The organism is Ensifer sp. ENS09, assembly GCF_014852425.1.
GTDB lineage: Bacteria > Pseudomonadota > Alphaproteobacteria > Rhizobiales > Rhizobiaceae > Ensifer.
Genome location: NZ_JACVBP010000006.1, coordinates 243,430 through 255,185 on the forward strand (window position 1 = coordinate 243,430; position 11,756 = coordinate 255,185).

The window sequence follows — 11,756 nt, forward strand, 5'->3', positions numbered from 1 at the left end:
GGCGGGCTTTTTCGTGTCTGTGCTTGGTGGAAGGTCAGTTCGTGCTGAACTTCTTCACTTCCATGAAGTTGACGGCATTGCCGCTGAAACGGGCCGTGTCGACGTTTGGTCCGGCGCTGCTGGAGAAGCCGGCCGCATAGACCGTCGTCGGGGCAGTCCGCAGGGACTTGCTGACGAAGCGCGGCGCCTTCACCGGCTTGGAAAGCGTTGCGACGCGGCCAGTCGAAAGCGCCCATTCGGAGATGATCTTCTGGGTCAGCTTCGGTTCGGCGCGCACCGACGAGCGGGTCGCGGCATCGGCGTCGTTCTTCTTCGGTCGGCCGCCCTTGGCCGGCGCTTCCGCCTGCGTGTCAAACGCGCTGTCGAAGATCGCGGCACGTGCATTATTGCCCGACTGCGGCGCGTAGGCTGCCATCTCGATCGGCTGTGGCTGGGCAACAGGCTGGCGCTCAGCCGGGGTCGGCTGGGCAAGCGCCACACGGGTCTTGGCTTCGGCCGCCACATCGCGCGGGGGTTCTGCGGACGCCACGACCGGGCGCTCCGCGAAGGAGGGGATCACGACCTGTGCATCGGCAACGGCGGCGAGCGCCGCGTCACCCGCGGGCCGCATGGCCGGAACCGGCACGAAACCGAGCGCCTGCATGTCCGGCTCAGCATCGGCGGATGCGACGAGCGTGTTCATGTCGCGGCGGTCAAGCATTTGCGGGACCGGAACCTTCATCGAACCGAGGTCGGCAAATTCGCTCGGCATTTCCGAGGTTGGCGGCAGGGCTGCGGCAAGCGCTTCCTGGGCCGGGTTCTTCTCCGGCGCGACGAGAGCCACGGCTACGCCAGCATCGGCAGGCGCCTGCTTGAAGGCGGGCCGCACGGCCGGAACCGGCGCATTGATGTTCTGTTCGGCAGCAACCGTCGGCTCGGCGGCGACAGAACCGGCGACGCCGGGCAACGCTTCCTGAGCGGCGGGCGCAGCAGCCGTCTGCACCTTGGCAGCAGGCGCAGCACCACCTTCGTCATCGGTACCGGGGCCGGCTGCGATTGCCGAGGGTTCTTCATCCTCGTCACCGCCGCCGCCAAACAGCATGGCAAACAGGTTGCCGCGACGCTTGCCGCTAGCCGTATCGCCCGGACCGGTATCGCCACCGCCAGCGACCTGGATCGCCGAGGCACCGACGCGACGCTTGTAGTCGGCAACCGCCTGGTCATAACCGGGAAGCGGCTTACCATCGGACGGCAAATGCATGGTCTTTCCGTCGGGGAAGAGGCGTGCCAGTTCGGCACGGCTCATGCGCGGCCAGGCGCGAACGCCACCGACGTCCATGTGAACGAAAGGCGAGCCGGATGTCGGGTAATAGCCGACGCCGCCCACCTGGAATTTCACGCCGATTTCACGCAGCGTCTTCAGCTTCACATCAGGCAGATAGAAGTCCATCGCCTTGCCGAGCATGTGCTGGCTCTTCTTGGCGACACCCTTCGAGCGCGAACGCAGCATGCCGTTGGTCGCCGGCGAACGATAGGCCGAGACGACGTGGATGTAATCGCGCGAGCCGCTCTTCTGGTAGACTTCCCAGACGAGATCGAGCAGGCGCGGATCCATCTTCGTCGGCTCGTTACGGCGCCAATCGCGCAGGAAGCGGTTGATTTCCTGCAGGCCCTTGGCGTCATAGCGGCCATTGCGCTTGAAGGTGATCTGCGCCTTTTCCTGGGTATGGATGAAATAGAGCTTCAGTGTCCGGGTCTGGCCTGCGGCCTCCACGGGAGGAGCAAAACCAGGCGTCACGAGGGCAGCCGCAAGAGCAACGGATGTCAGAACCTGCGGCACCCGGCGGGTGACCGCCGCGCAGACTCTAGCTAAGGAGCCGAGCGGCTTCTTAAAACCGAACAAATTTGGCATTCAATCCCCGTCCGACGGACAACCGTGCTTCGCTGTCTCAGATGACTGTCAAATAAGGTGACAGCATGGCAAATTTGCCACAGTCGTCACCGCCCCTTATAATATAGTGAACACTTCACTAACAAGGTCTAAACGGCGGTGACTGAATAGCACGGCTAATGAATCGTGAATGCGTCGATTTTATGCCGCCTCTCTCAAAGGGTTATCGGGATCGATGCCATAATCCTTCAGCTTGCGGTAGAGGGTAGACCGGCCGATACCGAGCTTGCGGGCCACCTGGCTCATCTGGCCGCGGTAGAATTTCAGCGCAAAACGAATCAGTTCCTCCTCGACTTCCGCAAGCTTGCGCACGTCTCCGCCCTCGTCGACGCTGGCGATCGCGTTCTCCATGCGTGCGTCGCCGGAGGCCTCTGCCTCCATGGATTTCGCCGCACTCGCAAAGTCCGGATAGACGCTCGACACGGTCTCGCCGCCAGCCGCCGCCCGCTCCGGACCAGCCTCGCCCCAGGAGAAACCGGCGCGGTCGGAAACCACATAGCCGGGGATCTGAGTGGCGATCTGCGGGAAATCCTTCACCGTCAGCTCGTTGCCCTCGGCAAGCACGACAGCGCGGAAGATCGCGTTTTCGAGCTGGCGGATATTGCCCGGCCAGTCATAGGCCGTCAGAAGCGCCAGCGCGCCGCTCGATACCGTCAGCGGCTGGTTTAGCCGCTGCTCGGCGGCAAAGCGCTCGACGAAGGAGCGCACCAGCACCGGGATATCTTCCTTGCGCCGGCGGAGCGCGGGGATGGTGATCGGGAAGACGTTGAGACGATAGTAGAGATCCTCGCGGAACCGCCCTTCGCGCACTTCGTTGATCAGGTCCTTGTTGGTGGCCGAGATCAGCCGGACATTGACCTTCTGCGGATGGCGCGCACCGATCGTCTCGACCTCGCCCTGCTGAACCGCGCGCAGAAGCTTCACCTGGACTTCCAGCGGCAGGTCGCCGATCTCGTCGAGGAACAGGGTCCCCCCGTCGGCATCGACGAACTTGCCCGTATGCTTTTCGGTCGCGCCGGTAAAGGCGCCCTTCTCGTGGCCGAAGAGAATGCTCTCGACCAGATTGTGCGGGATGGCGCCACAGTTGACGGTGATGAAGGGCTTGCCCACCCGGTCGCTTGCCGACTGGATGGCGCGCGCCACCATTTCCTTGCCGACGCCGCTCTCGCCTTCGAGCACGACCGGAATGTTCGACTGCGCGGCGCGGCGCGCAAGGTCGATCACCCGGATCATCGCCGGGCTTGCAGAGACGATGTCGTCGAAGCCGACGGCGCCGCCGCGCGGACGGCGCGAGGTTTTGACCTTGCCGTCACGGCTCGCCATCTTTAGCGCGTTACCGATCGCCACCGACAGCCGCTCCGGAGAGACCGGCTTGACCAGGAAGTCGAAGGCTCCGGCCTGCATCGCGTGCACCACGGTCTCGATGCCACCCTGTCCGGTCTGGACGATGACGGGCGTGTCGACGCCGCGCTCGGCCAGCGCTTCGAGAAAGCCATGGCCGTTCATTTCGGGCATCAGGAGATCGAGCAGGATGACATTGATCATGCCGCCCTTGCGCTCCAGCAGCTCCAGACCGCTGCGGCCGTTATCGGCGAGATGCGCCACATGACCGAGACGCTCGATCATGTTCGTCAGCAACCGGCGCTGCACCGGATCGTCATCAATGACCAGAATGTGTGATGTCACGGAAGCCTCCTGCTCTGGACACGCGGTACTCTTTGGCCAACCTCATGTGCCAAATCACGTCAGGCATCTGTGCCATAAAGGGCTGAACATCATGTTTTGAGAAATGCTTGCATTTTATCCATTGCCGGCGATAGCAATGGGGCCCATATCGCTTGCCTCTTCCTGTCACGAACGAGAGAAATCCGACGATGACCTTCCGCCCCTTCGCCCCCGAGCAATTTGTTGTCCGCGCCGCCGCCGGCCAGAGCCATGGCGCGGTCGCCGACCTCGGTGACCTACCCTCCTGGCGGCTGGAGGACCTTTATCCCTCCGCGTCCTCGGATGCGTTTCGCAACGACATGAAGAAGGCCGATGCCGACGCAATCGCCTTCGAGGCCAAGTGGAAGGGCAAGCTGGCCGAAGCGGCGACGAAGAGCGGTGACACCGGCATCGGCGCTGCCGTGCGGGAATTCGAGGCGCTCGAAGACATCATGGGGCGCATCGCCTCCTTTGCCGGTCTCACCTATTTCTCCGACACGTCGAAGCCCGAAAACGGCAAGCTCTATGGCGACGTGCAGTCGAAGCTCACCGACATGTCGGCGCATCTCTTGTTCTTCTCCTTGGAGCTGAACCGGATCGACGACGCGATCCTCGACAAGGCGCTCGAAACAGATGCGCTCGCCGCCCATTACAAGCCCTGGCTGACAGACCTGCGCAAGGACAAGCCCTATCAGCTCGACGACAAGCTGGAGCAGCTTTTCCTGGAGAAATCGATGACGGGCGCAGCCGCCTTCAACCGGCTGTTCGACGAGACGATGGCAAGCCTCACCTTCACGGTCGACGGTGAAACGTTGCCGCTCGAGGTCACCCTGAACCTGCTTCAGGACCCGTCGAGCGATGTTCGCAAGAAGGCGGCGATGGCGCTGGCGGAAACCTTCAAGGCCAACATCCGCACCTTCACGCTGATCACCAATACGCTCGCCAAGGACAAGGAAATCTCCGACCGCTGGCGCGGCTTCAAGGATATCGCCGACAGCCGGCATCTGGCCAACCGCGTCGAGCGCGAGGTCGTGGACGCGCTCGCCGAAGCGGTCAAATCCGCCTATCCGCGCCTGTCGCACCGCTACTATTCGCTGAAGGCCAAGTGGCTCGGCATGGAACAGATGGATTTCTGGGACCGCAACGCGCCGTTGCCGGAAACGCCGAATGCGCTGATCTCCTGGGACGAAGCCAAGGACACGGTGCTCTCCGCCTACAATGCCTTCGCTCCGGAAATGGCCGATATCGCCCGCCGCTTCTTCGACGAGCGCTGGATCGACGCGCCGGTGCGCCCCGGCAAGGCGCCGGGCGCCTTTGCCCACCCGACGGTGCCGTCGGCCCACCCCTATGTGCTCGTCAATTATATGGGCAAGCCGCGCGACGTGATGACGCTCGCCCACGAGCTCGGCCATGGCGTGCATCAGGTGCTCGCCGGCGGTCAGGGCGCGCTGATGGCCTCGACCCCGCTGACGCTCGCCGAAACGGCGTCCGTCTTCGGCGAGATGCTGACTTTCCGTGCGCTGCTCGACCAGACGAAGGACAAGCGCGAGCGCAAGGCCATGCTCTCCCAGAAGGTCGAGGACATGATCAACACGGTCGTGCGCCAGATCGCCTTCTACGAGTTCGAGCGCAAGGTGCACACCGCGCGGAAGGAAGGCGAGCTGACGGCCGACGATATCGGTAAGCTGTGGCTGTCGGTGCAGAACGAGAGCCTTGGCCCGGCCATCCGGATTTCCGAAGGCTACGAGACCTACTGGGCCTATATCCCGCACTTCATCCATTCGCCCTTCTACGTCTATGCCTATGCCTTCGGCGACTGCCTGGTGAACTCGCTCTACGCCGTCTACCAGAACGCCGAACAGGGCTTCCAGGACAAGTACTTCGAGCTTCTGAAGGCCGGCGGCACCAAGCACCATTCCGAACTGCTCGCCCCCTTCGGCCTCGATGCCACCGATCCGTCGTTCTGGGCACAGGGACTGTCGATGATCGAAGGGCTCATCGACGAACTCGAAGCGCTTGATAAGGCCTGATCCGGACAAAACGTCCGGATCACGGCGCGATCGACAAGACGACTTTATGAGCGACACTGCACCCTATGTGCTGTTCCGGGACGACAGCGAAAGCCGCACCACGGTTTTCGCATCGCCTTCGCGCGTCATTACGGCCCGCACGAAGGCCGAATTTGTCCGCGGCCTTGCCGCGCTCGAACGCGCGCACAAATCAGGCAAATGGATTGCCGGCTTCATGTCCTATGAGGCCGGCCACCTCTTCGAAGAGAAGCTCGAGGGTTTTGCCGAGGAAAATCGCAAGACGCCGCTGATGTCATTTGGCATCTTCGATGCGCCGAGCGAGGATCATCCCCTCGCCGAGCCGCAGCGGCGCACCGAGAACGAACCCTTCTTGAGCGAACCGCGAGCCGGCTGGGATTTCGATACCTACCGCGAACGTTTCGACCGCCTGCACCTGCATCTGCGAAAGGGCGATTGTTACCAGGCAAACCTGACGATGCCGATCCATGCCCGCTGGTCCGGCGACCCGCGGGCCGCCTTCTGGTCGCTGATCGACCGACAGCCGGTCAAATACGGCGCGCTCGTCGCGCTCGACGGGCCAGTGCTCTTGTCGCGCTCGCCGGAGCTTTTCTTCCGTGTCGATGCGGACGGCTGGATCGAGACCCACCCGATGAAGGGCACGGCCAAGCGCGGCGCGTCGGCGCTGGAAGACGCCGAGATCATCGCCGCCATGCGCGCCGACGAAAAGACCCAGGCCGAAAACCGGATGATCGTCGATCTCCTGCGCAATGACATCTCGCGCATCACCGAGGTCGGCACGCTTGAGGTCCCCAAGCTCTTCGACATCGAGACCTACCCGACCGTGCACCAGATGGTGAGCCACGTCCGAGCAAAGCTCCTGCCCGAGATCAGCCTCAAGGATATTTTCACGGCGCTCTTCCCCTGCGGCTCGATCACCGGGGCGCCGAAGATGCGCGCCATGGAAATCCTGCACGACCTGGAAGACGGTCCCCGCGACGCCTATTGCGGCGCCATCGGTTTCATCGCCCCGAACGGCGTGATGCGGTTCAGCGTCGCGATCCGGACGATATCGCTCTTCGAAAATGGCGATGCCGTCTTTAATGTCGGCGGCGGCATCGTCTTCGACAGCACCGCCCAGTCCGAATACGAAGAGTGCCTCCTGAAGGCCCGCTTTGCCGTTGGCGACGACAGGATCGCGCTCGGCGAAGGCGATGTCGCGCCCGCCGACGACGCGGTCGTCCGATGACGGATTTCTCGTTGATCGAAACCCTGCGCTACGAGCCCGAAGCCGGTTTCATCCGCCTGCGTCTGCACCTCGCCCGGCTGGTCCGATCCGCCCGCCGTCTCGGCATTTCGGGCGCCGATGGCGCGCAGGCCGCGCTGCTTGCAGCGGTCAAGGCCGGCGATGGCGGCGCCGCGCTTCGCGTTCGCCTCGACCTCTTCCCGGACGGCCATATCGAGGTGAAGACCGCCCCCTTCGCGCCGCTACCCCAAGATACGGTCTGGCGGGTACGGGTTGCCAGCACCCGGCTGAAGTCGGGCGATCCGCTGCTGCGCTACAAGACCAGTCGCCGCGCCGCCTATGAGGCAGCCCGCGGCGAGTTCGGCCCGAGCGAGGCCGACGAAGTTCTGCTTCTGAACGAGAACGATGAGGTCTGCGAAGGCACGATCACCTCCGTCTTCCTCGACGACGGCAGCGGCGTCCTCAAGACGCCGCCGATCGCCTGCGGCCTGCTTGCCGGCGTGCTGCGTACCGAGCTCATCTGCCAGCGCCGCGCGCGAGTTGCGCGGCTTTCACTTGACGACCTCGCCCGCGGCGACCTTTATCTCGGCAACTCGTTACGGGGCCTGATCCGGGTGAACCTCCTGGTCTGAGCCGGGAAGCGTGTGGCGCCTGACCTGGTCCCGCCCATCGCGCTTGGCGAGATAGAGCGCCTGATCGGCGCGTGCATAGAGGTCGCTGACCGTGTCCCCGTCGCGATACTCCGCAACCCCGACCGAACAGGTGTAGAAGAACTCCGGGATGTTCTCGAGCGGGCGGGAATTGCGCACCCGTTCGAGCAGACGATCGAGAATGCGGTGGCCCTCGCTGATGGTAGTATCAGGCAGGATGAGCATGAATTCCTCGCCGCCAATCCGCCCGAAACAATCCGAACGGCGAACGAATTCCTGCATCTGCCGGGCGAAATCGAGCAACACCTCGTCGCCGCGCTGGTGCCCATGGCGGTCGTTGATCGCCTTGAAGTAATCGATGTCGATGATCGCGACGCAGCCCCACATATGCGGGTTCTCGGCGCAGTTGGCGATGAACTCGGTGAGACGCCCCATCGTGTAGCGGCGGTTGGGCACGCTCGTCAGCTCGTCAACCTGGCCGGCCCGAAGCGCGAAGTCGCGGTCCTGCCTGAGCTCGCGCTCCTCCGCATGGATGGCCGTCACGTCGACGGCGATGCACAGCATGCAGCCGTCCGCGTCCACTGTCTCCGTCATCCACATCCAGCGACCGTCGTGCAGGTCGGTTTCCATGGCGCGGAACGGCACCTTGCCGCGCCGATGCATCGTCGAGGCGATCCAGGCATCGATGTCTTCGGTCTTGAGGATCGTTCCGTGGCCGGCAGCGTGGTTCCGGCGCATGATTTCCTCCCAGGTCGGGCTCTCATCCGGGCCGACATGGTAGGCTGCGCGGAATGCCGGATTGGCAAACCGCAGGCGATCATGCTGGTCGTAGAGCGCGATCAGCACGGGTGTTTTGCTCTGTAAGGCCGCAAGAGCCTTGAGATGACTACCGGTCACGGTCTGTCACGCCTCCGGGTCGGACAACGATCAATTATGGCGCGAAGCGGATGCTTCTAGCGAAGCTATAGCACGAACAGCTTGTGGCAAGCGTTTCATCGTGCGAAACGATAGGGATATGGTTAAATCACAGCCTTGGTGCGGCCGCTGAGCATGAAGCATACGCCTTACGACGGTTCTTCAAAACCTTTCACCATCGGCCTTGCCCAGCTCGACCCCGATAGCTGGATCGAGCCGGACGACCAGCTGCAGCACTACCTCTGCGAAAAGAAGCGGCTGCTTGCGCAAGCGCGCGGTACCGTGTTCGCCGCCGCTGACGGAACGCAGGACGCGCAGCGCGAACTGCTCGACGTTCTGCTCGACTACCTGCCGGCCGCCTATCCAGAGATCTACCGCCGCGACGGCGACCGCATGATCGTCGGCGGCGAGCCCGTGCCGCTCGACGGCGATGAGCCGCTGGCCGTTTCGGGCTCGCTGGTCCAGGACGATCTTGCCATCATGCAGAAGACCGACGACGGCTGGCGCCTCAACGCCGCCTATGTCGCCTTTCCTTCCTCCTGGTCGCTCGCCGAAAAATACGGCCGCACCATGAACGAGATCCATGGCCCCGTCCCGGGCTTCGAGCATGGCACCCGCAACGCCGAGCTGATTGCCCGGATGTTCGACAATCTGCCGCCGGGCCGTTTCGTCGAGCGCTTCAACTGGGCGGTCAATGTCGACGGCGCGCTGCACCTGCCGAAATCGAAGTCCGAGGGCATTGCCGCCAGTGCCATCGAGATGACCGAGGAGCGCACCTTCATCCGCATCGAACGGCAGACGCTGCGCAAGCTGCCTGAGACCGGCGCGCTCGTCTTCACCATCCGCATCTATTCGGACCCGCTGGCGATGCTGCGCAAGCGGCCGGATGCCGCAGCGCTGGCCGCGTCCTTCGTCGAACAGCTGCGCGCCCTGACCTTGCCGCAGGCCGCCTACAAGGGGCTTGTCAGCAAGCGGGACGGGCTGATTGGAGCACTGCTTACGATCGCCGGTTAAGCACACTCTCAAATAGCGGTTGACCGACCGGCTCTTTATTGTGACAGCAATCTATGCTCTACAGCGCCGCGTGCCCCACGGGCACAGCGGCCGTTTCGGCACACTCGCACGAGCCAGACAGCGGCCACAGCCGCTTCCTCATGCTTAGTCACCCACCGCCACAGGGAAAGTTTTCTCAGGAGTAAGACAAAAATGGCAGATACCACCTATCCGGTTTACGGCGAGATCACCGGTCCGATCGTCATGATCGGTTTCGGCTCGATCGGTCGCGGCACCTTGCCGCTGATCGAGCGCCACTTCAAATACGACAAGAACCGGTTGATCGTGGTCGAGCCCCGTGAGGACGCTGCCGACAACGAGCTGTTCGAACGGCATGGCGTACGCCACGTTCGCGCGCATGTGACGAAGGACAACTACAAGGAACTGCTGAAGCCGCTTCTCACCGAAGGTGAAGGCCAGGGCTTCTGCGTCAACCTGTCGGTCGACACCGGCTCGGTCGATCTGATGAGGATGTGCCGCAAGCTTGACGTTCTCTACATCGACACGGTCGTCGAGCCGTGGCTCGGCTTCTATTTCGACAGCGAAATGGACAATGCCGAGCGCACCAACTATGCGCTGCGCGAAACCCTGCGTAAGGAAAAGGAAAAGAACCCGGGCGGCACGACCGCGGTTTCCACCTGCGGCGCCAATCCGGGCATGGTCTCCTGGTTCGTCAAGCAGGGCCTCCTCAACCTCGCCAACGACCTCGGCGTAAAGTTCGAAGAGCCGCATCAGGACGACCGCGAAGGCTGGGCCAAGCTGATGAAGAAGGTCGGCGTCAAGGGCGTGCACATCGCCGAGCGCGACACCCAGCGTACCAAGAACCCGAAGCCCTTCGACACCTTCTGGAACACCTGGTCGGTCGAAGGCTTCATCTCCGAGGGCTTGCAGCCGGCCGAACTCGGCTGGGGCACCCATGAAAACTGGATGCCGAAGAACGCCAAGAAGCACAAGAAGGGCTGCAAGGCGGCGATCTACCTGGAGCAGCCGGGCGCCAACACCCGCGTGCGCAGCTGGTGCCCGACCCCCGGCCCGCAGTATGGCTTCCTCGTGACCCACAACGAGGCGATCTCGATCGCCGACTTCTTCACGGTTCGCGACAAGGAAGGCGAAGTCACCTATCGCCCGACCTGCCACTACGCCTACCATCCGGCCAACGACGCCGTTCTGTCGCTGCACGAAATGTTCGGCAACGGCGGCAATGCCCAGCCGGTCCACCACGTCCTTGACGAAAAGGAACTGGTCGACGGCGTCGACGAACTCGGCGTGCTGCTCTACGGCCACGACAAGAACGCCTACTGGTTCGGCTCGCGCCTGTCGCTCGAAGAAACCCGCCGCATCGCGCCTTACCAGAACGCCACCGGTCTGCAGGTGACCTCGGCCGTTCTCGCCGGCATGGTCTGGGCTCTCGAGAACCCGAAGGCCGGCATCGTCGAAGCCGACGAGATGGACTACAAGCGGTGCCTCGAAGTGCAGCTGCCCTACCTCGGCCCGGTCGAAGGTCACTACACCGACTGGACCCCGCTCGACGGTCGCCCGGGCCTCTTCCCGGAAGACATCGACACCAAGGATCCGTGGCAGTTCAAGAACATCCTCGTTCGCTAAGCTGCTGAGACGTAAGCGCATCCGGCCCGGGTCACGAACGTGCCCCGGGCCTTTTCATCTCTGGCGGAAAAGCCCGAGGCCGCGGCCTGCCGCTCTTGCTTTCAACTCATGATCGCGGCATGGTCTGCCGGAATGAAACAATCCGCTCGACCCAAACGCGGGGGAAATCGCCTATGAAGCCATTCGCCGTTCTGACCCTAATCGCAACCGCGGCCGCGCTTGCCTCCTGCCAGTCGTCGCCACGGATCATCGATAACGGTGGACAGCCGGCACGCCAGGCATCAGGCGTCGAGGGCTCCTGGGTCGACCCGAACGGTATCGTCTCGACATTTGCCGGCGGTACCTTCTCCACGCGCACGACCGACACCAACCAGCTGCTCGCCTCGGGCAACTACGTCAAGACGAGCCCGACGCTTGTCGAGATCAACATGACCTCGCTGGTGCGCAACACTCAGTCCAAGGTCGCTTGCGCTCTGGTCACGCAGAACCAGCTCAACTGCACCACCGACGCCGGGGCACAGTTCTCGCTCGCGCGTCGCGGCTAATTGAGAAAACAGGCATGTATCAAAGGCCCCTCCGGGGCCTTTTTTCGTTGCAGGGCCGTGGTTTACCCTCGTTGCAATTTG

Annotated in this window: 9 protein-coding genes; 6 read left to right on the forward strand and 3 right to left on the reverse strand. The window is 63.2% G+C overall.

The features are described 5' to 3' along the window. Positions 1-34: 34 nt before the first annotated feature. Positions 35-1,891 (reverse strand): DUF882 domain-containing protein, encoded by a 1,857-nt coding sequence (locus IB267_RS27940; protein ID WP_192450729.1) that lies wholly within the window; start codon positions 1,889-1,891, stop codon positions 35-37. A gap of 180 nt (positions 1,892-2,071) precedes the next feature. Beyond that, positions 2,072-3,616: a sigma-54 dependent transcriptional regulator gene (locus IB267_RS27945; RefSeq protein ID WP_192450730.1), complete on the reverse strand. Its 1,545-nt coding sequence runs from the start codon at positions 3,614-3,616 to the stop codon at positions 2,072-2,074. Between the two features lie 188 nt (positions 3,617-3,804). Here IB267_RS27945 and IB267_RS27950 point away from each other — a divergent pair, with 188 nt between their 5' ends. From IB267_RS27950 to IB267_RS27960, 3 genes are read left to right on the forward strand one after another with little or no spacing between them, the layout of a single operon-like run. Continuing rightward, positions 3,805-5,664 (forward strand): M3 family oligoendopeptidase, encoded by a 1,860-nt coding sequence (locus IB267_RS27950; RefSeq protein WP_192450731.1) that lies wholly within the window; start codon positions 3,805-3,807, stop codon positions 5,662-5,664. 46 nt (positions 5,665-5,710) lie between these two features. Then, entirely contained in the window at positions 5,711-6,910 is a 1,200-nt protein-coding gene (locus tag IB267_RS27955) for an aminodeoxychorismate synthase component I (protein ID WP_192450732.1), read from the forward strand. After that, positions 6,907-7,539: an aminotransferase class IV family protein gene (locus IB267_RS27960; RefSeq protein WP_192450733.1), complete on the forward strand. Its 633-nt coding sequence runs from the start codon at positions 6,907-6,909 to the stop codon at positions 7,537-7,539. Before IB267_RS27955 ends, IB267_RS27960 begins: the two co-directional genes overlap by 4 nt. Here the strand turns inward: IB267_RS27960 and IB267_RS27965 are convergent. Next, positions 7,504-8,454 (reverse strand): sensor domain-containing diguanylate cyclase, encoded by a 951-nt coding sequence (locus IB267_RS27965; protein ID WP_192450734.1) that lies wholly within the window; start codon positions 8,452-8,454, stop codon positions 7,504-7,506. The genes IB267_RS27960 and IB267_RS27965 overlap by 36 nt on opposite strands. Positions 8,455-8,607: 153 nt before the next feature. On the opposite strand from IB267_RS27965, the gene IB267_RS27970 reads away from it, so the two are divergent. From IB267_RS27970 to omp10, 3 genes are all read left to right on the forward strand, one after another. Then, positions 8,608-9,486, forward strand: coding sequence for a DUF3445 domain-containing protein (locus IB267_RS27970; RefSeq protein ID WP_192450735.1), 879 nt, complete (start codon positions 8,608-8,610; stop codon positions 9,484-9,486). A gap of 192 nt (positions 9,487-9,678) precedes the next feature. Further along, the gene (locus IB267_RS27975) at positions 9,679-11,130 is read left to right on the forward strand and encodes a homospermidine synthase (protein ID WP_192450736.1); all 1,452 of its coding nucleotides are present in this window, start codon (positions 9,679-9,681) and stop codon (positions 11,128-11,130) included. A gap of 173 nt (positions 11,131-11,303) precedes the next feature. Next, positions 11,304-11,675 carry an outer membrane lipoprotein Omp10 gene (gene omp10, locus IB267_RS27980; RefSeq protein WP_192450737.1) on the forward strand — a complete coding sequence of 124 codons (372 nt, stop codon included), beginning with the start codon at positions 11,304-11,306 and terminating at the stop codon, positions 11,673-11,675. Positions 11,676-11,756: the final 81 nt, after the last annotated feature.